General features: G+C 70.6%; 18 protein-coding genes. 10 read left to right on the forward strand and 8 right to left on the reverse strand.

Translation table 11 applies throughout. The features are described 5' to 3' along the window. Positions 1–11 precede the first annotated feature (11 nt). Positions 12–824 carry an HpcH/HpaI aldolase/citrate lyase family protein gene (locus GON04_RS15935; protein WP_157399043.1) on the forward strand — a complete coding sequence of 271 codons (813 nt, stop codon included), beginning with the start codon at positions 12–14 and terminating at the stop codon, positions 822–824. A 60-nt stretch (positions 825–884) separates the two neighbouring features. On the opposite strand, the gene GON04_RS15940 is transcribed toward GON04_RS15935, so the two are convergent. The 3 genes from GON04_RS15940 to GON04_RS15950 all read right to left on the reverse strand — a co-directional run bounded on the left by GON04_RS15940 (position 885) and on the right by GON04_RS15950 (position 3,562). After that, a complete protein-coding gene (locus GON04_RS15940; RefSeq protein ID WP_157399044.1) occupies positions 885–1,634 on the reverse strand; it encodes a substrate-binding domain-containing protein in 750 nt (249 codons plus the stop codon). Positions 1,635–1,793: 159 nt separating this feature from the next. Beyond that, entirely contained in the window at positions 1,794–2,744 is a 951-nt protein-coding gene (locus GON04_RS15945) for an alpha/beta hydrolase fold domain-containing protein (RefSeq protein WP_157399045.1), read from the reverse strand. Next, positions 2,741–3,562, reverse strand: coding sequence for an IclR family transcriptional regulator (locus tag GON04_RS15950; protein WP_157399046.1), 822 nt, complete (start codon positions 3,560–3,562; stop codon positions 2,741–2,743). The genes GON04_RS15945 and GON04_RS15950 overlap by 4 nt, the downstream gene beginning before the upstream one ends. Positions 3,563–3,661: 99 nt before the next feature. On the opposite strand from GON04_RS15950, the gene GON04_RS15955 reads away from it, so the two are divergent. From GON04_RS15955 to GON04_RS15995, 9 genes are all read left to right on the forward strand, one after another. Next, positions 3,662–4,648 carry a Bug family tripartite tricarboxylate transporter substrate binding protein gene (locus GON04_RS15955; protein WP_157399047.1) on the forward strand — a complete coding sequence of 329 codons (987 nt, stop codon included), beginning with the start codon at positions 3,662–3,664 and terminating at the stop codon, positions 4,646–4,648. A gap of 28 nt (positions 4,649–4,676) precedes the next feature. After that, positions 4,677–5,228: a cupin domain-containing protein gene (locus tag GON04_RS15960; RefSeq protein ID WP_157399048.1), complete on the forward strand. Its 552-nt coding sequence runs from the start codon at positions 4,677–4,679 to the stop codon at positions 5,226–5,228. Between the two features lie 4 nt (positions 5,229–5,232). Next, complete coding sequence (locus tag GON04_RS15965) at positions 5,233–5,736, forward strand: flavin reductase family protein (protein WP_157399049.1); 504 nt, start codon at positions 5,233–5,235, stop codon at positions 5,734–5,736. Beyond that, positions 5,733–6,083: a hypothetical protein gene (locus tag GON04_RS15970; RefSeq protein ID WP_157399050.1), complete on the forward strand. Its 351-nt coding sequence runs from the start codon at positions 5,733–5,735 to the stop codon at positions 6,081–6,083. Before GON04_RS15965 ends, GON04_RS15970 begins: the two co-directional genes overlap by 4 nt. Next, positions 6,080–7,108, forward strand: a complete 1,029-nt coding sequence (locus tag GON04_RS15975; protein WP_157399051.1) for an LLM class flavin-dependent oxidoreductase — start codon at positions 6,080–6,082, stop codon at positions 7,106–7,108. The genes GON04_RS15970 and GON04_RS15975 overlap by 4 nt, the downstream gene beginning before the upstream one ends. Before the next feature lie 21 nt (positions 7,109–7,129). Beyond that, positions 7,130–8,101 carry a Bug family tripartite tricarboxylate transporter substrate binding protein gene (locus GON04_RS15980; RefSeq protein WP_157399052.1) on the forward strand — a complete coding sequence of 324 codons (972 nt, stop codon included), beginning with the start codon at positions 7,130–7,132 and terminating at the stop codon, positions 8,099–8,101. Between the two features lie 72 nt (positions 8,102–8,173). Further along, positions 8,174–9,043 (forward strand): amino acid ABC transporter substrate-binding protein, encoded by an 870-nt coding sequence (locus GON04_RS15985; protein WP_157399053.1) that lies wholly within the window; start codon positions 8,174–8,176, stop codon positions 9,041–9,043. A 635-nt stretch (positions 9,044–9,678) separates the two neighbouring features. After that, a complete protein-coding gene (locus tag GON04_RS15990; RefSeq protein ID WP_157399054.1) occupies positions 9,679–11,019 on the forward strand; it encodes a galactose oxidase-like domain-containing protein in 1,341 nt (446 codons plus the stop codon). Between the two features lie 130 nt (positions 11,020–11,149). Next, positions 11,150–12,004 (forward strand): class II aldolase/adducin family protein, encoded by an 855-nt coding sequence (locus GON04_RS15995; RefSeq protein WP_157399055.1) that lies wholly within the window; start codon positions 11,150–11,152, stop codon positions 12,002–12,004. Positions 12,005–12,017: 13 nt separating this feature from the next. On the opposite strand, the gene GON04_RS16000 is transcribed toward GON04_RS15995, so the two are convergent. The 5 genes from GON04_RS16000 to GON04_RS16020 all read right to left on the reverse strand — a co-directional run bounded on the left by GON04_RS16000 (position 12,018) and on the right by GON04_RS16020 (position 22,079). After that, positions 12,018–13,025 carry a hypothetical protein gene (locus GON04_RS16000; RefSeq protein WP_157399056.1) on the reverse strand — a complete coding sequence of 336 codons (1,008 nt, stop codon included), beginning with the start codon at positions 13,023–13,025 and terminating at the stop codon, positions 12,018–12,020. Further along, entirely contained in the window at positions 13,022–13,579 is a 558-nt protein-coding gene (locus GON04_RS16005; protein ID WP_181653608.1) for a phosphatase domain-containing protein, read from the reverse strand. The genes GON04_RS16000 and GON04_RS16005 overlap by 4 nt, the downstream gene beginning before the upstream one ends. Before the next feature lie 301 nt (positions 13,580–13,880). Continuing rightward, the gene (locus tag GON04_RS16010) at positions 13,881–16,982 is read right to left on the reverse strand and encodes a discoidin domain-containing protein (RefSeq protein WP_157399057.1); all 3,102 of its coding nucleotides are present in this window, start codon (positions 16,980–16,982) and stop codon (positions 13,881–13,883) included. A gap of 1 nt (position 16,983) precedes the next feature. Then, positions 16,984–20,373 (reverse strand): hypothetical protein, encoded by a 3,390-nt coding sequence (locus tag GON04_RS16015; protein ID WP_157399058.1) that lies wholly within the window; start codon positions 20,371–20,373, stop codon positions 16,984–16,986. Beyond that, positions 20,370–22,079, reverse strand: coding sequence for an ABC transporter ATP-binding protein/permease (locus GON04_RS16020; RefSeq protein ID WP_157399059.1), 1,710 nt, complete (start codon positions 22,077–22,079; stop codon positions 20,370–20,372). The genes GON04_RS16015 and GON04_RS16020 overlap by 4 nt, the downstream gene beginning before the upstream one ends. Between the last annotated feature and the right edge of the window lie 16 nt (positions 22,080–22,095).

Raw genomic sequence — 22,095 nt, forward strand, 5'->3', positions numbered from 1 at the left:
GGCGCACCGGCATGGCTTCGCCCCCCCGTTCCTACCTGTTCGTGCCCGGCGACCGGCCGGAGCGCTTCGCCAAGGCCTGCGCCAGCGGCGCCCACGCGGTGATCGTCGACCTCGAAGATGCGGTCGCCCCGGAGCAGAAAGCCGCGGCCCGGGCCGCCCTGGCCGCGTGGCTGCATCCGGACCACCCGGTGCTGGTGCGGATCAATGCGGCCGACACCGCGTGGTTCCGCGACGACTGTGCGCTCGCCGGCAGGCCCGGCGTGGCCGGCGTCGTGTTGCCCAAGGCGGAGCGGCTCGAGGACATCGAGGCGCTGCGCGCCGCCGGCGCCGCGGCGGTGCTGCCGCTGATCGAAACCGCGGTCGGCTATGACCGCGCCCGGGAACTCGCCGGTGCAGCGGGCGTGCACCGGCTGGTGTTCGGGTCGATCGACTTCCAGCTCGACCTGGGCATCACCGGCGAAGACGACGCCTTGCTGGCCTTCCGCTCCGGCCTCGTGCTGGCCTCCCGGCTGGCCGGGGTGGCGGCGCCCGTCGACGGCGTGAGCACGGCCATCGACGATGCGGCGCAGCTGTCCGCCGACGCGGCGCGCGCCCGGCGGCTGGGCTTCGGCGGCAAGCTGTGCATCCACCCCAGGCAGTTGCAGGCCGTGCATGCGGCCTTCAGTCCCTCCGAGGCCGACGTGCGCTGGGCGAAGCGGGTCCTGGAAGCGGCCGGCAGCGCCAAGGGTGTCGCGATCGCGGTCGATGGAAAGATGGTCGACCGGCCCGTGATCCTTCGCGCGCAGGCGATCCTGGACGAAGCGGGCCAGGGGCTGCCCGGCTAGCCGCGGTGTCCTGGAGCCAGGGCTTGCGCCGCCAGCGCGCCCTGGGACGGCGCCTCGCCCTCAGAGCGGCTCCATGCCCGACGCGCGAACAGCCGCCTGCACCGGTGGCGAGCGAAGCGCCGACAACAGCGGCATTGCAGCCTCGGCATTGGCCGCGTTGGCAGACATGGCTGCCGAGTAGATCGTGTAGCTCTGCAGCTCGGCGGGGACGAGGCCGAGGTAGTGGATGCCCTTGGCGTGTTGCAGCTCGCTGACTTGCTGGAACCCGAGGTCGGCCTCGCCCGAGACCAGGAAGTCGGCGATCTGCGCACCCGACGGTGGCTGCCTGGTCTTGGTCTTCAACTGCTCGCCGACATCCAGCTTCGGGAACACCACCTCCACCATGTGGCGGCCGCTCGTTCCCGAGGACACGACGACGCTGCGCGCGGACAGGAGTGCGGCCTTCAAGCCCTCTGGGGTGGACACGTCCACCCTCGCCGCAGAGACGGGAACGGCCACGCCGATGCCCGAGCGGGCGAAGTCCGTGCGCGTCGCTCCCGCGAGCCGCCCGTCCCTGGACTGTCGATCGATGTTCTGTGCGGCATTGACGACGATATCGACCGCTTCACCGTCCGCCACGCGCCTGGTGATGGACTCGGTTCCCGTCCAGGCGACGATGACCTTGTGCCCGGAGGATCGTTCGAACACGGAGATCGCCTCCGAGACGGCCTCCCTGGCGGCATTGGGCGCCAGGACCTTGATGTCTGCGGCGACCGCGGCGCCAGCGGCGCCCAGGGCGGTCATCAGGCAAAGCGCAAGTCGGGAGACCATCGTTTCTCCTTGCTGATGAGGTCGCCTGTCGTTCGAACTGAGCCGCGCGCGGAGCCAGGCGCCTCCGGCCGCGCCGGCGGGCACTGTACCTCGCAGCCAGGAGGGCTGCTTCGAACGACCGTTGAGCAGCCGCCAGCCCTCTCTGCTTCAAATGACCCGTCAGGCCGGCAGTTCTCTGTGCAGAAACGCCGCCAACTCCCGCAGGCACCCCTGCGCGGCCTCGACGCTGCGCGTGTAGCCGAAGAACAGGTGGGTCATGCCGGCGTAGATGTGCAGTTGCGCCGAGCCACCCGCAGCATGGGCGCGCTCGGCAAGGGCGACGGAGCTGTCGCGGAACACGTCCACTTCCGCCGCCGCCAGGAACAGTGGCGGCCAGCGGCTCGCGTCCTGCAGCAGTGCGTTGAAGCGCGGGTCGCGCCGGTGCTCACCGGTGCCTGCGTAGTCGTCGAACATCTGCCTTGCGCTCGCGACGCTGGGCAGCAGGTCCGTCGCGTTGTACTGCCGCATGGAGGCTGTGTCCAGGGCGTCGTCGAACACGCCGACGACGAGGGCTGCGCAGCGCAGCGCGGCGCGCGCGTCCTCCGAGGCCGCTTCGAAGCCACCCATTGCCACGTTCGCGCCGGCCGAGCTGCCGCCGAACGCGAGCCGATCCGGGGCGATGCCCCACCGGGCGCCGTGGCGGGCCACCCACTCGTAGACCGCGGCGGCTTCCAGCACCGGGGCAGGGAAGCGCTGTTCCGGCATGTGGGCGTAATCGGCGCTGACCACGATGCCGCCCCAGGCCGCCGCCAGCTCGCGCAGTTGCCGGTCGTTGGATGCGGGCGAGCCGAGGCGATAGCCACCGCCATGGAAGTAGATGTAGGCGGGCAGCGGCCGGCCGGTGTCTTCGGGAACGTACACGCGCACAGGGATGTCGCGCTCGGGCCCCGGCACCGAGGTGTCCAGCACGCGCGCGACCGCGGGCCCGCCCTCGTTCCACCAGTCGCGGGCACGGGCGAACTGCTGCCGCACGCCGGCGATGCCGGGTGCCGCCGGGCCGAGCCCGCGCAGGATCTCGTCGTTGCGCGCGCTGGCGGCGCGCATCTGCGGGTCGATGTCGGGATGGTTCAAGCGGTTTCCTCCAGGTCGACTTGGCTGGCATGGCCCATCCGGGTCGAGAGTTCCTTGCCCAGCTGGCGCAGCAGCCGGGCGGCCGGGCCCTGGGGGGCGGCATCGAATTGCGGCGCCATGCCCAGCACCGTGACCGCGGCGATCACCTGCCCTTCGTGGTCGAAGAGCGGGACCGAGAGCGCGTTCAGGCCGCGCCGGCGCGCGCCCAGGGACCATGCGATCCCGTCCCGGCGGATGGACTCGTACTCCGCGTACACCGCCTCGACGGCTGCCTTGCCCGCCCTGCCCTGCTCCTGCAGTTCCTGCTTCACCAGCGGCTCGGTGACGGCGCGCGGCTCGTAGGCCGCCAGCAGCTTCGCGGTGGCGGAGGACGTGAGGCTCAGCGCCACGCCGGGCTTGGTGCGGATCGTCAGCGGCGCGTTGCTCTCGAACCAGCGCACGATGGTGGCGCCGCGGCCCACCCACTGGCCGATGCCCACGGCCTGCCCCAGGCCGGGCTTGCCCAGGCGGGCGACGAACTCCTCGAAGTGCGGCTCCAGCAGCGCCAGCGCATTGGCGTCCTGCGCCGTGACCTGCCCCATGCGGTAGGTAAGGAGGCCGAAGTCGTAGCGGTGCCCGCCCGATTCGCGGGCCACGAGGCCGCAACGGACCATGCTGACAAGGTAGCGGTGCAGCTTGGCCGACGCGATGCCGGTATCGGCCTCGAGGTCCTTCAGGCGGACCGGTCGCGGCAACCTGAGCATGGCCTGCAGGATCGTGCCGACCACCTCCACCGTCTCGACCCCACCGGGCTTCGACGCTTCCGCCGTCATCGCCATCGCACCACCTCCAGTTGACAGGGCGCGCGTGCGGCCCGTATAGTTGATTACATTATACGTAAAAGATTACGGTAAACGTAATTCCATGAAGGAGACTCCATGAAGCCGTTGTTCGCCCGCTGCGCCGGGTGGCTGCTCCTGTCCCTGGCCGCCGCCACGCTGCCCGCGGCCGCACAGGACAGCCGGGCCTATCCGAGCCAGCCGATCAAGCTCGTGGTGCCATTCCCGGCCGGCTCGCTGGTGGATGTGCTGGGGCGCTCGCTCGGCGAGGCGCTCACCGCGTCGCTCAAGCAGCCGGTGGTCGTGGACAACAAGCCCGGTGCCAGCACGCTGCTGGGCGCCAAGATCGTCGCGGCCGCCCCGCCCGATGGCTACACGCTGTTCGTGCCCACCGTCACCACCATGAGCATGGCGCCGCAGCTGGTGTCCAGGCCCGGCATCGATCCCCTGAAGGAGCTGACGCCCATCGCGCGGCTGGGCGCAACCAACTTCTTCCTCAGCGTGCACCCGTCGTTCCCGGCGCGGACCATGAAGGAATGGATCGCCGAGGTGAGGAAGAACCCGGGCAAGTACAGCTACGCCTCGTCGGGCAACGGCTCGCCGCACCACATCTTCATGGAGCTGCTGAAGAAGGAGCTGGCCCTCGACATCGTGCACGTGCCCTACAAGGGCAGCAGCAGCTCCATGCCCGACCTGCTCTCCGGCAAGGTGGACATGGCATTCCTCGACGGCACGCTGGCCATCCCGAACATCAAGGCGGCCAAGCTGTTCGCGCTCGGCACCTCCATGGCCAAGCGCAGCGTGCTGATGCCCTCGGCCCCGCCGATCGCCGAGACCGTGCCGGGGTTCGACTGGAGCGGCTGGATCGGCGTCGCCGGTCCCGCGCAGATGCCGCCCGCCGTCGTCAACGTGCTGGCCGGCGAGATCCGCCGCCTGCAGGGCACGCCGGAATTCGCGGAGCTGCTGAACAAGGCGGCAATGGAACCCACCGAACCGATCGCGCCCGCACAGATGGCCGAGTTCGTGCGCAAGGAGCACGAGCGCTGGGGCCCCGCGATCAAGGTCTCCGGCGCCACGCAGGACTGACCCGGACCCCTTTCCTTCCAGGAGCACCATGCACCCGACCCACCAGATCCGCCGCATCGTCACCGGCCACGACGACAGCGGCAAGGCCATCGTCGAAATGGACGGCATCTGCCCGCACGTGAAAGTGCGCCCCGGCGCAGGCTTCGTCAGCAGCCTGCTGTGGGTGACCGACGAGACGCCTGCCCGCGCCGATGTCCACGGCGACCGCGCCGAGCGCACCATCGGCGTGCCGCCGCCGCCCAACGGCTCCATCCTGCGCGTGGTCGACTTCCCGCCGGTCGACGAGAACACGGAGAAGATCGACCAGGCCGAGCTGGTGAAGTCCATGGGCGCCCAGCACCACGCCCACGGCGGCGGGCCCGCGCGCCATCCGTACATGCACCGCACCAAGAGCGTCGACTACGCCATCGTGCTGCAGGGCGAGATCGACATGCTGCTGGACGACTCCGAAGTGCACATGAAGGCAGGCGACTTCCTCATCCAGCAGGGGACCAACCACGCCTGGGTGAACCGCTCGAAGGAGGTGTGCCGCATCGCCTTCGTGCTGATCGACGGCGTCGATCCGCTGGACAAGGCCTGATCCCATGCGCAGCGCGCTCGACCCGCTGGACCTGCGGCGTGCGTTCGGCCGGTTCGCCACCGGCGTGACGGTGGTCACCTTCCGCCTGGACGACGGGCGCCGGGTGGGCATCACGGCCAACTCGTTCGCCAGCGTGTCGCTGGATCCGCCGCTCGTCAGCTGGAACTACCGGCGCGCATCGCCGCACCTGCAGGCCGTGCTGGCGTGCCGGCACTTCGTCGTGCACGTGCTCTCGGCCGAGCAGATCGAGCTGTCGCGGCGCATGGCGCAGCCGGCGGCCGACAAGTTCGCCGGGCTGGTGCTGCAGGAGGGCGTGGGCGGCACGCCGCGCATCCCCGGCAGCCTGGCCACCTTCGAATGCGAAGCGTGGAAGACCATCGACGCCGGCGACCATGTCATCTTCCTCGGCCACGTGCTGCACTACGAGCACACCGAGGGCGAGCCGCTGGTCTTCGTCAACGGCCGCTATGCGCCTGGCGCGCAGGCCATGGCCGGAGGCGCCGCATGATCCTTGCCATCCAGGCCGACCACACGGTGGTGCTGCTGCAGCCGGACGACTTGCGCCGGTTCCACGTCGAGGTCGACGCCGCGCTCGACCTGCCAGCCGCGCGCCAGGCCTTCGCGTCGTTCGGCGACATCGAATCCACCGAGACCGCCTGGGTCGGCCGCCGCGAGTTGCTGGCACTGGGCCGCGCGGTCGCCGGCGATCCCTGGCTGGCGCAAGCCGAGACCATGCTGGAGGGCGCCGCCCGGCACGGCTGGACGCGCGGCCAGGAGCCCAGCATCAGGAGCCACGTCGTGTGGCGGCGCCAGGAAGGCGCAACTCTCTCTCATCCCACAGGAGCATCCACTTGAAATTCGGAGTCTTCGACCACGTCGATCGGGGTCAGGTATCGCTGGCCGAACACTACGAGAACCGCCTGAAGCTGGCCGAGGCGTATGACCGGGAGGGCTTCCACGCGTACCACATCGCCGAGCACCACTCGACCCCGCTGGGCATCGCCTCGTCGCCCAGCGTGTTCCTGTCGGCCGTCGCGCAGCGCACCCGGCGCCTGCGCCTGGGCACCTGCGTGTTCACGCTGCCGCTGGTCAATCCGCTGCGGCTGCTGGAAGAAGTCTGCATGCTCGACCAGATGAGCGGCGGCCGCCTGGAAATGGGCGTCGGCCGCGGCAGCTCGCCCTACGAACTGGCGTACTTCGGCGTGACACCCGAGGCGTCGGGCGTTCTGTACAAGGAGGGCTACGAGGTGCTGATGCAGGGGCTGAAATCCCGCTCCATCACCTTCGAGGGCCAGCACTATCGGTTCAAGGACGTGCCCGTCGAACTGGAATGCATCCAGAAGCCCACGCCGCCGGTCTGGTACGGCCTCTCGGCGCCCGCGGCCGTGCCGTGGACGGCCGAGAACGGCATCAACATCATGTGCAACGGGCCGGCGGACAAGATCCGCCCGCTCACCGATCGTTATCGCGAGGTGTGGGCCGGCAGCCCGCGCTCGTCCCGGCAGCCGCTGCCCCTGCTGGGGATGGTGCGCCACATCGTGGTGGCCGACACGCGGCAGGAGGCGCTCGCCGCCGGCAAGCGCGGTTTCGATCGCTGGTACGCCAGCCTGCAGCACCTGTGGCGGCTGCACGGCAACCCGATGACGCACTATCCCATTCCGGAGGATTTCAACGCCGGGGTCGACCTGGGCGTCATCCTCGCCGGAACGCCCGACGAGGTGGCCGAAGGCCTGGCGCGCGAGCTCGAGGCCTCGGGCGCCAACTACCTGCTGGCACGCCTGGCCTTCGGCGACTTGACCTATGAGGAGTCGCTGCGCTCGGCGCAACTGCTGGCGCGAGAGGTGATGCCGCGTTTCGTGCGCGAATCGGTGACGGCCTGATCCGGCAGCAGGAGACGACGCATGGATTCCACCCGCCGCTGCCTGCTGGTCGCCGGCGCCGCCCTCGGCTCGATGCCTCTGCGCGCACTGGCGCAGGAATGGCCCGCCAGGGCGGTGAAGATCGTCATTCCCAGCGCACCGGGCAGCAGCCCCGACCGCTTCACGCGCCTGATCGCGGAGCGCCTGAGCAAGCAATGGAACCAGGCCGTCGTGGTGGAAAACCGCCCCGGTGCCAGCACGCGCATCGGCGCGGGCGAGGTGGCGCGGGCCGCGCCGGACGGCTACACCCTGCTGTCCACGTTCGGCACCCACACCATGGCCAAGCTGCTCAACCCCGACACGCCCTACGACCCGGTCACCGACTTCGCCGCCATCACGCAGTACGCCGTCCCCGAGGTGGTGATGCTGGTGCGGTCCGACTCGCCCTATCAGACGCTGAAGGACCTCGCGGCGGGCTACAAGTCGTCGGGCCGGCCGATGCGCTACGGCCACTTCGGCAACGGCTCCAGCTTCCACTTCTACGGCCTGGTGGTGGGCCGCATCGCGGGCATCGAGGTGGTGCCCGTTGCCTACAAGGGCGAGGCGCTGCACCTGAACGACCTGCTCGGCGGGCACCTGGACGTGAGTTTCAACTCGGTGGGCACGGCCCTGCCCCACATCCGGTCCGGCAAGCTGCGCGCGCTGGCCAACGTGGCACCCGGCCGGTCGAAGGTGCTGCCCGATGTGCCGACCTTCGCGGAACTGGGCTACGAAGGGATGGAGCGCGGCGGCTGGTTCGGCTTCCTCGCACCGGCCGGCACGCCGGCCGGGCTGGTGGACAAGGTGTCGAAGGACATCATCGCGATCGTCAACGACCCCGCGATGGCCAGGCTCATGCGCGACCAGGGCATCGAGCCGGTCGGCTCCACCCCGCGCGAATTCTCCCGCGCCATCCCGGTCGAGGTGCAGCAATGGCAGAGGCTGATGACGGAATTCAAGGTCAAGGGCGAATGACGCCGGCGCACCGGCACGGGTAGGACCTTCGTCCAATTTCGAGCCGGGTGGCGCACGCCCGACAGTCGGGCCATGACACGCCTGACCACCCTCCTCGCGGCGCTGTGCCTGGCGCCCTCCCTTGCCTTCGCCCAGGGGGCCACGCCGCCGCTGGAGGGCCGCCTCAAGAAGGTGCAGTCCACCCGCACGATCGCGGTGGCCTACCGGCCGGATGCGATGCCGTTCTCCTTCGAGGACGCCGAGAAGAAGCCGGCCGGCTACACGGTGGACCTGTGCCGCGCCGTCGTCACCGCCATCGAAGAGCAGTTGGGCGCGGGATCGCTGAAGGTGCAATGGGTGCCCGTGACGGCTCAGACGCGTTTCACCGCCATCGCGAGCGGCCAGGCCGACATGGAATGCGGCGCGAGCACGGTGACGCTGGGGCGCAAGAAGGAAGTCGGCTTTTCGTCCCTGGTCTTCGTGGACGGCACCGGCCTGCTGGCGCTCAAGTCCACGCCCGGCCAGTCGCTGGCGGATCTGGCCGGCAAGAAGATCGGCGTGGTGCGCGGCACCAGCAACGAACGCGCGCTGGCCGACGCCATGAAGTCGCTGTTCATCACGGCGACGGTGGTGCCGCTGCAGTCGCGGGAGGAAGGCCTGGCGCAGCTGGAATCCGGCGCCATCGACGCCGTGGCCAGCGACCGGGTGCTGCTGCTGGGACTGGCCTCCGGGTCCAAGGACCCGTCGAAGCTGGTCCTGCTGACCGATGCGTTCTCCTTCGAGCCCTATGCCATCGCGCTGCCGCGAGGCGACTGGGCGATGCAACAGGCCGTGGACGCGGCGCTCGCCAAGGTTTACGCCAGCCCGGCCCTGCCCGACATCTATGCCCGCTGGTTCGCCGGACTGGGCGAGCCGAGCCCGATCCTGAAGGTGGTCTACGGGCTGGGACGGCTGCCGCAGTAAGCCAGTGGCGCGGGACGCGCCCTCCTGCAGGTCGCCGCGCGCCTTGTCTGGCGCGATGAAGCCATTCCGGGCTCGACCCGGCATCATCTCCGGAACGCCACGGCAGCCTTCCGGCCTGCCCCCGCACCCGCCAGCGCGATAGGTTCGACACGGTGACTTGACGCAGGACAAGAACCGCACGTCCGAATCCAGCCGATCCATAGTCCGAAGTGGCTACAGCGGGCACCACGAAACAGCCTATGGTGCAGAGGCAGTCCGACGGAGGCGCTATGAGGGTTGTAGCGTTCAGGGTGGCAGTGTTCGCTGCTGCCAGCGTGCTCTTTCTGACCCGTTGCGGGGGCGGCGGGGGCGGTGGCAACTCGCCTCCCGCAGCGAGCAATGCCACGGCTCCGGGTTCCAGCACCCTTCCCGCGACCACCAGCACCGCCACCAGCACCGCCACCACGACTGGCACTGGCACTGGCACGCCACTTGGCACTGGCACGACACCTGGCACCAGTACCACGCCTGGTATCGGCACCACGACCGGCACTGGCACCACGACTGGCACCGGCACCGCAAGCGACGGCGCTGGCACGGGAACCGCCACGGGATCCGGCACAGGAACCGCCACCGACGCTGGCTCGGCCGCCGTGATGTCGCAGAGCGCCATCAACGGCCAGTGGACCCGGCTGCGGGACCTGCCCATCTCGCCGGTCCACAACGTGTACCTGCCCAACGGCACGATCATGATGGTGGGCCGCTTCCAGAACCAGGCCCTCTGGGACCCCGTGAACCAGTTCATCGAGGTCCTGTCGAACCCCAACTACGACCTGTTCTGCGCCGGCCACGCCTACCTCCCGGATGGGCGCGTGCTGCTGGCCGGTGGCCACCGCGCCGATTTCGTCGGCCTGGCCCAGGCCTCGATCTACGACCCCAAGACCAACAGCTGGACCCGGGCGCCCGACATGAATGCGGGCCGCTGGTACCCCACGGTGACGGGGCTCCCCAACGGCGATGCGCTGGTCACGTCAGGAACGATCGCCGGCGACGGGGACGCGAACCCGCTGCCACAGGTGTACCAGCACGCCACCAACAGCTGGCGCAACCTCACGACCGCGCAGCTGAGCCAGCCGATGTACCCGATGATGTTCGTCACGCCCGACGGGCGGGTGGTGGACACCGGCCCGGGCACGACGACCCGCGCGCTGGATGTGAGCGGCACGGGCCGCTGGTCGTTCGTGGCCGACCACATCGACCGATTCCGTGACTACGGCACGGCGGTCATGTACACGCCCGGCAAGATCCTGGTGGTCGGGGGCGGCGACCCGCCGCTGGCCTCGGCCGAAGTCATCGACCTGGCCGCGCCGGCGCCGGCGTGGCGCATGGTCGCCCCGATGTCCGTCCCCCGGCGGCACCACACCGGCACCCTGCTGCCCGACGGGACGGTGCTGGTGACCGGTGGAACCTCGGGACCGGGGCATAACGACGCCAGCGCGGCGGTGCTGCACGCGGAATTGTGGAATCCCGCCACCGAAACCTGGACCTCCCTGGCCAGCGGCAGCGTGCCCCGGCTGTACCACTCCGCGGCGTTGCTCCTGGCCGATGGGCGGGTGGCCGTGGTGGGTGGCGAGCGCGGCGCCGCCGACGTCACCACCCAGGTCGAGCTCTTCTCGCCGCCCTACCTGTTCAAGGGGTCCCGCCCGGCCTTCAGCGGCGCGCCGGCGCAGTTGGGCTACGGCCAGCGGTTCACGGTGCAAAGCGCCCAGGCGGCCGGCATTGCCAAGGTCACGCTCATCCGGCTGTCGGCGGTCACGCATGCGTTCAACATGGACCAGCGCCTGAACGTGCTGCCGTTCACGGCGCGCACGGGGGCGCTGGACATCACGGCGCCGGGCAGCGGGAACCTGGCGCCGCCGGGCTTCTACATGCTGTTCCTCGTCAATGCCAACGGCGTGCCGTCGGTCGGCAGCATCGTTCAGGTGGGTGGCGCCTGAGCTGCCACGCAGCAGAGCTGGTCCATCCACCGGATGGCTCCTGCGCGGCCAGGCTGGACGGGACGGGCCACCCGATCCAGGATCCCCGCGCGGGCGGATGATGCCCGGGCCCACACGACAAGGAACCCCCATGTCCTCCGTCCTCCATCGTCCCTCCGGCAAGGCCGAACCTCGTCCGCTGGCCGACGGGCGCATCTCGATCTACCAGCCCCAGCAGCAGGGCCTGGTCTATCCGGAGCTTCCGTCGTTCGACGACGTCGCCGCGGAGCGCCGCCACCGGCAGGAGCGGCTGGTCGCTGCCTGCCGCGCCTTCGCCATCGAGGGCTTCGACTACGGCTTTGCCGGCCACCTCACCGTGCGCGACCCCGAGCAGCCGCAGCTGTACTGGACCAATCCCATGTGCGTCCACTTCGCCCAGGTGAAGCTGTCGAACCTGATCCTCGCCGACCACAAGGGGCAGGTCGTGCAGGGCCGGCACGCCATCAACCGTGCCGGCTTCGTGCTGCACGCCGCGGTGCACGAGGCGCATCCCGACATCGTGGCCATGTGCCACGCGCACACGGTCTACGGCACGGCGTTCGCGGCGCTGGGCCGGCCGCTGGATCCGATCTCCCAGGATGCCGCCGCCTTCTTCGAGGACCATGTCGTCATCCGCAGCGAAGCCGGCCAGGTGGCCGTGGAAGAGCGGGCCGGGGTCGCGGTGGGCGACTGGTTCAGGGGCGTGAAGGCGGCCATCCACCAGAACCACGGCCTGCTGACGGCCAGCCGGCACAGCATCGAGGCCGCCGCGTTCTGGTTCATCGCGCTGGAGCGCTGCTGCCGCCAGCAGCTGATGGTGGAAGCCACCGGCCACCAACCCATGCTGGTGCCCCCGGATCGCGCCCGCTACAGCCGGGAGCACGTGGGCTCGGAATACATCGGCTGGCTGCACTTCCAGCCGATCTTCGAGCACCTCGCTGCGACGCAGCCGGACCTGTTCGACTGACCGCGCCCGCACGTCAGGTCGGCTCGCCGAACTCGCGCACCAGTCGCTGGAGATCGTGGTCCGGCGGGCCATAGCTCACCACCCTCACGTCGAGGCCCCACGCACGCGCCAGTTCCAGGGCTCGCCGCATCGCCTGGTCGATCCACGCCGCCTGGTTCCCGAAGGCGCCGCCGCCCAGCCGCGTGAGGAACACGCGGTTGCTGCCGCCGCGCGCCGTGGCGAGCCGCCCGGCCTGCAAGGTCGCCTCGTAGGCCGCCTCGAGGACCAGCGTGGCGAACCGGGCCCACAGATCCGTGGCAGCGATGCGGTTGTAGCTGACCGGCAGGGCCGAACAGAACGCCTGCGACACGGTCGGCCCCGGCTCCACGTCCGTCAGGCCCACGTCCCAGTGCAGCCCGATGCGCAGGAGGCCACGCAGTTCGTCGAGCCGGCCGGCATCGGCACCGGCCAGCTGGCGGTCGACGCTGGAGAGGCCCTCGGCCGTGAACAGCGCATAGCCGTTCTGCATCCGCCAGGGATGGCCATCGGCATCGCCCAGCGCCGCCCCCAGGTCCCGCAGGCAATCGATCTGCCGCTCGCGCGTCTGTCCGATCGTCCCGTCCGGGAACCGCACCAGGTAGTTGCGGAAGATGGTGCCCGCCCCGGCTGCGATCGCACAGGCAGGGCCCTGTGTGCGATCGAGCTCGTAGCGCGCCACGCCATCCTCGGGCGACACGTCCGGATGGACCATCTCGAGCAGGTTGAACTGCGAGGCCACCTGGAACAGCGCCCCGGCGCCTTCCGGATGGGCATGCAGCATGCGCGCGTCGCCCTGGAGGATGCTGACCCGGGTGCGGCCCGCGTCCGCCAGGTGCGCCGTTCGCGCTCGCAGGTCGCCGAGGGTGGGCGTCTCGAGCGAGCCCACGCGGAACGACCGGGCGCTCGCGTCCGAAGCCAGCTGCCCCATCACCACGCGCAGGCGGCCCTGTGTCGCTTCGTACGTGCCTTCCGGGAAGCCGGTGATGGCCTGGAACCAGTTCATCGCTCCTCCCCGACCGGCCGATACGCCGTCACGTAGCTTGCCTGCGCTGGCGTCTCGATCGCACCGGGACGAACCGCGCGCACCTTCCGGATGGCGGCATCGGAACGCTCGCCGGCCTCGATCAGGAGCAGGGCCGCCACCATTCCCGCACGGCCGAGGCCGCCCTTGCAATGGACGAGCACCTTGCCACCTTGGGCGAGGGTGGCGCGCAGCCCGGGCAGTTCCTCGCGCCACTGCCGCTCGAATGTTGCGGTCGGCACGCTGACATCCACGATCGGCAGGTGCAACCACCGCATGCCCCGGCTGCGCACCCGGTCGCCGAGTCCCGCCACCTGCAGGGCTTCCAGCTCGAAGGCCTCGACCAGTGTCAGGACGACGCTGGCGCCCCAGCGCCCGATGACGTCGAGATCGGCATCCAGGTCGCGCTGCCAGGTGTGGTCGAACAGGCTGGGCCCGCACTTGCCCGGGCAGAAGGTGATGCCGATGCGGCCGCCGGCGGGCGTGGCAAGTTCTGCGATCTGCAGGGGGTGGGAGGTGCTGGACCTGATCTGCACGGGATCTCCGGGCTGGCGATCGGGGCAGTTTAGGTCCGGCAGCCGGGCAGGTGTGGAACGCAACGGCCCTACCACACCGCCGTCTCACGAGTCTTCACAGCTCGCGTGGAGAACCCTGTGGAGAACCGACGGGCAACCGTGCCGGGACCAGCAACGACGCGGGTTGCAGCGAAACGCCCAATTCTTGAGCAGCGCGGCAGGAGGCTGCCGATTTCCGGGAACGGCGTGGCTGGGATGAGACGCCGGGGTCCGGCAAGGGGGTCTCCCCAGGCCCCCGCGGCCACGGGTTTACGCCCCGCCCTCAGAACCCCAGGACAACACTCCCCGGCCACCGGGTGAGCGTCACTCCATCCGGCTCGAAGGCCTGCAGCGGTTCTCCATCGACCTCGACGCGCACCAGCGGGCGCGCCGAGGTCGGCACGCGGACGACGACGCCGCCGGGCGGCATGGTGATGCCCGGTGCGAGGTCGATCCGGACGCCGCGGCTTCCCTCGCGCCGCATCGTGTAGCTCAATCTTCCCCACCAGGTGGGCAGGCCTTCGACCACCACGCCCGCATCCAGCCACGCGTCGGAGACCCCGGCGGCGATGACCAGCGCCGCGTCGCTGGGCCGCTCATGGGCGAACATGGCGAGCACGGCCAGCACGTACTCGGCGCCGATCCATGCGTGGGGGACGTCGCCGAGATGACCGGGGCTGCGCGGGTCCCGCCACGAGATCTCGGGCCACTGGTTCCAGCCCGTGGGCCGCCGGTCGGCGAGGAAGAACTCCAGCAATTCGTGCGCTTCGGCGCAACTCCCCAGCCGCACCAGCGCGCCGAGGATGCGGATCTCGTAGGCGGAGTAGTTGTTCCAGTCGATCTCGCCGTGCCGCCGCCGGCGCAGGCCACGCAGGTACTCGTCGAAGGTCCAGGCCAGCGCGGCGGGCGGGAGGCGATCCGCGGCATCCGTCGTGGCGATCGCCGTGGCGGTCGCGGTGGGATCGAAATCGGCCCACTCCACCGAACCGGGGATGTAGTCGAGGCCGCGTGCAGCGATCGTCGCGGCGATCGACCGGTACAGGCAGGCGCCCAATTCGTCGCGCAGGACCCGCAGGCGCGTGGCCTGCGCCGCCTCGCCCAGCGCCTGTGCCAGTTCCACGCCGTCGCCGATGCCGCGCAGCGCCCAGAAATCGTCCCAGTAGGCGTGGACCGGCTGCGCGAGATAGCCCTCGTGGCTGGCCGACTCGGGCAGGATGCCGAAGCAGGCGCGCCGGTCCGGCGTACGGAATTCGGGCGTCCGACGGGTCGCCAGCAGGGCCTCCAGGTAGCCGATGGCGCGCTGCGCGGCCGGCCACAGCGCCGCGGTGAACGAGCGATCGCCCGTGAAGCGGAAGTACTCGGCGAGCGTGAACACGAGCTGGCCATGGCTGTCGTGCTCGGGCAGCCAGTCGGGGCCGTTGCGATCCACCACGCAGGGAACGTTGCCGTCCGCGGCCTGGTGCGTCGCGTACCAGGCGAGGAAATCCCGCACCTCGTCGCCGCACCCCATGCGCAGCAGGGCCGCGGACATGGTGGCGCCGTCGCGGATCCAGGAGCGCGTGTAGCGGCGCGGACCGGGCTGGATCGCAGGGCCGTCGCGATTGGCCAGGATGTGGCCGGTCGCCGTCCGCAGCGCCTGCGCGCACGCCGGTTCCTCGCCCCCGATCCGGATCGCCAGGCCGCCCAGCTTGTCTGCCCAATGGCGCTCGACGTCGGCCAGGCTCGCCAGCTGCGCCTCGCCGGCCGGGGTGGACGACACGGGACCGAGGGCGGGCCGCTCCGTGAACGGGATCGCCAGCTCCACCTCGCTCGCGGCACCTGCTGCAATCTGCAGGTCCCAGCAAAGCGCGCCGGATGCATGGCCGGAGGCATCGACGACCGCCGAACGCGGCGGCATCTCGCCGCGCACCAGGTGGGGCAGCACCCCGCCCTGCTCGAACGCCGCGGCGCCGAACCCGTCCGGAGTGGTCCGCGGCACGACGCTGGTTGCATCGTTGACGAGCACGGCACCGTCGCGCCAGGCAAGGCTGCGGATCGGCGCCATGCCGCCGACGCCCCGGTACGCCTGCCACGGCGGCGACACCTGGAAGGGGCGCAGCGCCACGAACAGACGCACGGTCCGCGGCTCCGGACCGGCATTCGCGACACGGTAGGACGCGCGCACTTGCGGACGGCCGGCCTCGATCGCCGCGAACGCCGTGATGGTCAGGGTGAGGTCGCGCCGGCGCCAGGTGGACGATGGGATCGGCAGCACGCCATGGGCCAGCGAGACCGTCACCTCGGCATCGGCCCACGTGATCAGCTCGCCGTCCGTGTGCAGGAAGGGCTCCAGCGAAAAGCTGGCACGGTCGGGCTCGAGCAGGCCTTCCTCGTTCAGGATCGCTGCGGTCGTCCCGCCGGCGATGCCCGCCGGCGTCCAGTACGACTGCTCGCGGTGCAGCCAGCGGGGATGGTGTCCGCGCGGCTCGCAGGCAGCGACGGCGTGGAAGAAATCAGCGACGGATCGCGAGAAGTCGAACGGCCGCACGTCGAGCCGGCGAATGGCATGGGGCCCGCCGCCGGCCGGCGGCTCGCGCAGCAACAGCCGCAGATGGCGCGAGCAACCGCCGCCCGGCAGGTAGACGTAGCTGCGCTCGCCCTCGGCCTGCATGGCGCTCGCCATCGGCGTCCACGTGGTGCCGTCGCCGGAGCCTTGCACGTCGAAGGCGCGGGCAGCGCCGGCCTCCGCCCAGTCGATGACCAGCCCGCCGTATTCCTGCTCGCGGCCGAAATCCAGCGCCAACCACGCGGGCGACGCGGCGTCTGCGCTGCGCCAGCTTGCCGCCGACGCATCGAACACATGCGCCGGCTCGCACCCCACGGCCGCGCTCGACGCAGCAATGCGCGGAGCGGAAGTGGGCGACAGATCCTCGAAGCGCAGGTCGCCCAGCGAGACCGTTCCGCGACCGCCCGGCCCGGCGGCGATCGCGATTTCGAGCGTGCCCAGCTCGCGCAGCGTTCCACCGCCCGCCGGCCCCCAGGCGAACGTCACCTCGCTGCTGCGGATGCGCAGCAGCTGCCAGTCGGCGGGGAAGTCGAACGCGTCCCGGTGCCACCACCACACGTTGCGGCCGCTGGGATCCGCGAACTTGATCTCGAGCTTGTTCCCGGGTGCCGCGCCCCGCACGGACATCGACAGCGCCCACGCGGCCGGCATGACGCGCGGCAGCCTCTTGCGCGCCACCACGAAGCCGCCCCCGCCCTTGAAGTCGTAGTCGAGCTGCAGCGCCGGCCGCTCCGCCGGGGCGGTGGCGGGCGCGATCGCGAGCTGTGCCTGACCCGAGGTCACGGCGCTCCAGCCGGAGACGTCGCGAAAGTCGTCGAGCAATTCGCCGGCTGGGGTCATGTCAGGCCACCTCGATCTCGATGACGTTGTCGCCGTCCCGCAGGTGTTGCCGCAGGGCGTCCATGGCAATCACGGCGCCGCCGGTCCGGTACGGGTGTGGTTCGCGCTCGAACGCCAGCGGCTGGCCATTGCACGTGATGGCCAAGGGCCCATGCCCGCGCGCACCGACCCGGTAGCGCACTGCCACCTCCCGGTCCTCCAGCGTGATGCGCGCGACCAGCCCATCGAGCGTCCGCGGCAGGACCGGATCGAGGCACACCGAGGAGCGGTGCAGGCGCAGGCCCAGCAGCGACTCGCGCAGGAGCCGCACGGCAATGCCGGCGCCGCTCGAATAGACACGCCAGCCGGCCTCGACCCCCACGGTGCCCGAACGCACCGCGTCGTAGCGTGCCGTCGCCTCGGCACGGTCCGCGAAGTCGGCGTCGGAACTGGAGGCGTAGCAGTTGGCCTGGCGCAGCCGCGCGTTCGGCACGACATCGCGCAGGCCGACCGGATTGGCCTGGCGCAACGCATGGAATGCGCCCTCGGCGTCGCCCAGGTGGGCCAGCGCCTGGGCCCAGCGCAGGTGCGCGTGCATGTACATGAGCCCGATCTCGCGACCGAAGAAGGTGCTGGTTTCGGCACGCTGGAAGTGGCGCTGCAGGCCGCCGTGGTACGGAAACGGCTGGTCGAACAGGCGCGCGCCATCGGCAGCCAGCAGGTGGCGGCGAACCAGCTCGACGTGCCGCACCGCCTGCTCGCGGGTGAAGAGGTTCGCGAGGACGGCGTGGATCATCGGCAGCAGGCTGTAGTGCACGCCCGTGACCCGGTCGTTCGGATGCAGCCAGTGCTCCGCGGCACCACCGGGGGGAAAGCGCACCATGCCCGCCACGACCCCGTCGGCGACCAGCAGGCGCTGGAAGTCGTCCTGGATGCCGGGCAGCGTGGCCTCCAGTGTCGCGGCGAACGCAGCATGGCGCGTTCGCCGCAGCGCTTGCGCCAGCGTGGCGACCGTCTGGTAGTGCAAGGTGACGGTCCAGGCGCTGCACAGCTCGCGGGCCAGCGCCGGATCGGCGGGCTGCAGGGAATCGTTCCAGTCACCATGGCCGTAGGCCGCCAGGCGTGTCCCGGCGATCACGCGCCGCCCGATCAGCGCCAGGGCGCGCTCGACATGCGCCAGCACGCTGGCGTGCTGCGCCCTGGCGGGCCCCTCGGGATGGAAATACGGCAGTTCCTGCTCGAGCACCGCGACGTCGTCCGTGGCCAGCAGGTACTGCGCGAGGGCGAGAAGCGGCCAGAACACGATGTCACCGTGCGAGTCCTGCGGGCGGATGGTGCGCTCGCGCTCGAAGAACATGAACCACTGCGGCCAGTCGCCGTCCTCGTCCTGGTTCCGGAAGACGCACAGCAGCAACTCGCGCACCGCGGCTGCGCGCCCGATCGCAAGCAGCAACTCGACGGGCCCCTGGCACACGTCCCGGGTGCCCCAGCCGCCGCCCGAGTACTGCTCGAGCCCGCGCGGCGCGAGGTGGTGGATCCAGGCGTCGTGCGTGAGCCAGGGCAGGATGGCCGTGACGCGCGTCACGTCCTGCGATGCCGGTGCCTCCAGCACCAGCGGCCCGGTCATGCCGTGCCAGAAGCGACCGGCCTTGGCGGCATCGGCAGCACACCGGTCGGCGACGTCCGCCTCCAATTCGGCGGGCGGCGCGCCGGTCAGCAACCCGGTGATGCGCAAACCCAGCGAGGTGGTCGGCGCGGTGACCAGCACCACGAAGGGCTGGCCGCGTGAGCGGCCGTCGCTGAAGAGCAGCTCATCTGCACCCACGCGCTCGATCGCGGGTCCGGGCGCGATGTTGATGCGGAAAGCGCCGTGGGGAAAGCGGCGTCCCACGTCGGTGTCGGGCAGGCAGCCGACGACCACGGCCCGGCCGTCGCGCGTCCAGCGGGCGGGCACGGCTTCCGAGCCGTCGTCGCCGTTGAGCGCGATGTGGTGCGACACGAGGAAGCGGCACGGGGCGCCGTCCAGCACGCGGACCGCGAGCCACAGTTCGTGCCGTTCCACTGCAGCCCAGCTGCGCACCTCGAGCAGCCGGTCGTCACTGGCGTACAGCCAGCGCGCGCCGCTCGGGGTCATCTCGAAGGCGGACGGCTCGCCGAGCAGGTGCCATGCACCCCCGACTTCGGCGAACACCCGCTGGCCGTGCGAGCGGTACAGGCCGAGGTACGAGTGCGTCGTCGAGAGGAAGCGGTTGATGCTGACGTGCCCTTGCGTGAGCATCGAATGGAAGACCCCACCCATCCAGACCGTCGTCGTCAGCGATGCTTCGTCCGGCTCGAGCCGGTCGCCGGTGCGCAGGATCTGCCCATGGGGCCGCAGGGTCGCGCGCTCCTTGGCCGGCAGCACGACGTGCGCCCCGTCGGGCCGGAAGAACGAGAGCAGAGCCCCGCCCTCCTCCTCGACCGCCACGCGATCGGCGCCGAAGTGCCGCACCAGCGCGTCTGGATCGAGGGATGTAGCGGCCAGCAGGGGGGCGTCGCTGAAGAGCGTGGCGGAACGCGGCGCCGCCACGCCCGCCCTGGAGCCTGGCGGCGCGGCCTCGGGCTGCGCCAGTGCCCGGTCGGCAAAGACGAGGTCGGCGGCGCTGCTGACGCCCGGGTGATCCGGTTCCAGCCAGGCGAAGAAGCCCAGGCCGACACCCGCGCCGGGGAGCAGCGACACGGGCGCATCCTGCAGCACGGCCATCGAATGCTCGTGCTGGCGGCGCACCCCGGGCAGGCGCTCGGCTTCCAGTGCGGCCGGCGAGCCGCCGGCACGCGTGGACAGCCCGTGGAACTGGAGCGCATCCGTGCAGAAGCTCTCGGCGTGCCGCAGCGATCCGATGCAGAGCCAGGGATGCCGCCCGCCGACCGCGAGGTTCTGCCGCACCGCCAGCACCGCGCCCTGCGAAGGATGGTGCAGCGGCGTGTGGTCGACGTACTGGCTGACGTAGTACTCGTTCAGCCGGACCGCGCCGTAGCTGGCCAGCGCGATGTCCTGGGCGAAGACGAGGTCGACCCGGCAGGGTTCCCCGGCAACGTTGTCCAGCGACACATGCCAGAACCACGCCGGGGCGGCTGCGGCCAGCGTCAGCGACACGCGAAAGCGCAAGCCCGCCCACTCGCCCGCGATCTCGAGGCCGCTCCCGTCGACCCGGACCTCGCCGGGGCTGTGCGGCCCGAGCAGTTCCGTCCATTCGACGCGCGTTCCGTGGCGGCGCAGGTAGAGGTTGGCCGCACCGCCCTCGAGCTCGTTGCCGAGGAAGGCGTTCACCATCACGTCGCGGTGGTCGATGCGACGGACGGAACCGTTCCTGTTCACCTGCACCACCAGGCCCGAAGGGCTGGCCAGGTTCAGCGGGCCGAATGCGCTCATGTGACCGGCCTTTCGATGTGGATGGGCTGCGTGCTCCACTTCCCGCCGGCTTCGATCGTGAGTCGCAGGTTGTGGTTGGCAGCGAGCGCCTCGTCGGAGGCGAAGGTGACGACGGTGACAGACCGCTCCTGCAGGAGTTCGATCAGGTGGGCCGCGACGTCGGTGCCGAGCAGGGTGTCGGGATCCTCGAGCAGGGCGATCCGCGGCGCAGCGAGCAGGACGCGCGCAAACGCAAGGCGCTGCCGGTCCGCCAGCGGCAGCAACTCATCCCAGTCGCCCACCGCCCTCAGGCCGCCGGCGCGGACCACCGTCTCCTCGGCCCCGACCGCGTGCAGCACGGCGGCAATGGTCGCGTCGTCGGCAGCACCTTCATGATGGGTGGGCAGGACCGCTTCGCGCAGGGTTCCCGGCGGCATGTAGGGCCGCTCGGGGATGAACGAGATCTCGCCGGGCGGCGGCCGCAGGATGCGGCCTTCTCCCGCCCGCCACAGGCCCGCGCTGGCCCGGAAGAGCGCCATGCGCCCTCCCTTGCCGGAACCGGTCACCAGCACATGCGTGCCGGCAGGGATGACAAGGTTCAGCGAGTGCAGCAAGGGCGTGCCGTCGCGCCGCATGCGCAACGACAGGCCGTCCCAGGCGAACCGCGGCTCGCCGTCGACGATCTCGATGCCGCCCGCACTGCGTGCCGTCACCCTTTCGGAGCTCGCGGCCAGGTCCGACAGCCGGGCAACGACGACGGCCAGGCCCGAGATCTGCTGGAACTGCGTCACGACCAGGGAGAACGCGCCGACCAGGTGGGAAAAGGCCATGGCCGATTGCGTGATCACCCCGAAGTCGGCCTGGCCCCGGATGAACAGCGGCGCGACGATGAGTGCCGGAATGATCTGGATGAGGTAGTTGTAGCCGGTGGTGAAGTAGCCGAGGTTGCGGTTCACGCTGATGATGCGCCTCGCGTTCGACACCAGGTCGTCCACCCGACGGTTCAGGCGTGCGCCGATGCGGCCTTCGCGGTGCAGCACGGCGACGGACTCGGCGTTCTCGCGCAGGTGGACCAGTTCCCCCCGCAGGCTCGCCTCGCGGTCCGCCTGGTGGTAGTTGAGCCCGATCAGTTTCCGGCCGAAGAGAACCGTCAGGCCCGAGCCGAGCGCCGCGTAGCCGACGGCCACGCCGAACAGCAGCGGGCTGATCGACCACATCACGCTCGAGAACGCGAGGATCGTGAAGGTCGTGTTGAGCAGCACCAGGGCGAGCGAGAGGGTGCTGGCGGAAAAGACGCGCACGTCGTCGGCGATGCGCTGGTCCGGATTCGCGAACTCGCGTTCACGCAGCCAGTAGTAAGTGGCACCCTCCAGGTACAGGCCCACCAGCCGGCGCGTCAGCCAGTCGCGCCACAGCAGCGCGAGGCGTTCCTCGGCGAAGCGGTACAGGACGGCCACGATCGTGGACAGCGCAAAGACGCCGACGTACAGCAGAGCCATGGAGACGAAGCGCGGCATGCTCTGCCGCTCGATCGCGGTCATGAAGTCGCGCCCGACGTAGCTGTTCACGACGTTCAGGCCGTTGATCGCCAGCAGCAACACGAGCAGCGCCGCGAACAGCGTTTTCGCCCGGCGCCCCGCATCCGGCGAACCCGCAAAGGCCCCGATGGCGTTGCGCCAGCGCGTCCATGTCAGACGATCGAACAGGATCTGACGGAATTCCGTCATCGCGGTCTGCTCCTGG

Source organism: Ramlibacter pinisoli (assembly GCF_009758015.1).
Classification (GTDB): domain Bacteria; phylum Pseudomonadota; class Gammaproteobacteria; order Burkholderiales; family Burkholderiaceae_C; genus Ramlibacter; species Ramlibacter pinisoli.

Excerpts from the sequence above, each read along its gene's own strand:
- GON04_RS15935 (WP_157399043.1), top strand. The coding sequence starts at position 12 with ATGGCTTCGCCCCCCCGTTCCTACCTGTTCGTGCCCGGCGACCGGCCG.
- GON04_RS15940 (WP_157399044.1), bottom strand. The coding sequence starts at position 1,634 with ATGGTCTCCCGACTTGCGCTTTGCCTGATGACCGCCCTGGGCGCCGCT.
- GON04_RS15950 (WP_157399046.1), bottom strand. The coding sequence starts at position 3,562 with ATGGCGATGACGGCGGAAGCGTCGAAGCCCGGTGGGGTCGAGACGGTG.
- GON04_RS15955 (WP_157399047.1), top strand. The coding sequence starts at position 3,662 with ATGAAGCCGTTGTTCGCCCGCTGCGCCGGGTGGCTGCTCCTGTCCCTG.
- GON04_RS15960 (WP_157399048.1), top strand. The coding sequence starts at position 4,677 with ATGCACCCGACCCACCAGATCCGCCGCATCGTCACCGGCCACGACGAC.
- GON04_RS15965 (WP_157399049.1), top strand. The coding sequence starts at position 5,233 with ATGCGCAGCGCGCTCGACCCGCTGGACCTGCGGCGTGCGTTCGGCCGG.
- GON04_RS15970 (WP_157399050.1), top strand. The coding sequence starts at position 5,733 with ATGATCCTTGCCATCCAGGCCGACCACACGGTGGTGCTGCTGCAGCCG.
- GON04_RS15980 (WP_157399052.1), top strand. The coding sequence starts at position 7,130 with ATGGATTCCACCCGCCGCTGCCTGCTGGTCGCCGGCGCCGCCCTCGGC.
- GON04_RS15985 (WP_157399053.1), top strand. The coding sequence starts at position 8,174 with ATGACACGCCTGACCACCCTCCTCGCGGCGCTGTGCCTGGCGCCCTCC.
- GON04_RS15990 (WP_157399054.1), top strand. The coding sequence starts at position 9,679 with ATGTCGCAGAGCGCCATCAACGGCCAGTGGACCCGGCTGCGGGACCTG.
- GON04_RS15995 (WP_157399055.1), top strand. The coding sequence starts at position 11,150 with ATGTCCTCCGTCCTCCATCGTCCCTCCGGCAAGGCCGAACCTCGTCCG.
- GON04_RS16000 (WP_157399056.1), bottom strand. The coding sequence starts at position 13,025 with ATGAACTGGTTCCAGGCCATCACCGGCTTCCCGGAAGGCACGTACGAA.
- GON04_RS16010 (WP_157399057.1), bottom strand. The coding sequence starts at position 16,982 with ATGACCCCAGCCGGCGAATTGCTCGACGACTTTCGCGACGTCTCCGGC.
- GON04_RS16015 (WP_157399058.1), bottom strand. The coding sequence starts at position 20,373 with ATGAGCGCATTCGGCCCGCTGAACCTGGCCAGCCCTTCGGGCCTGGTG.
- GON04_RS16020 (WP_157399059.1), bottom strand. The coding sequence starts at position 22,079 with ATGACGGAATTCCGTCAGATCCTGTTCGATCGTCTGACATGGACGCGC.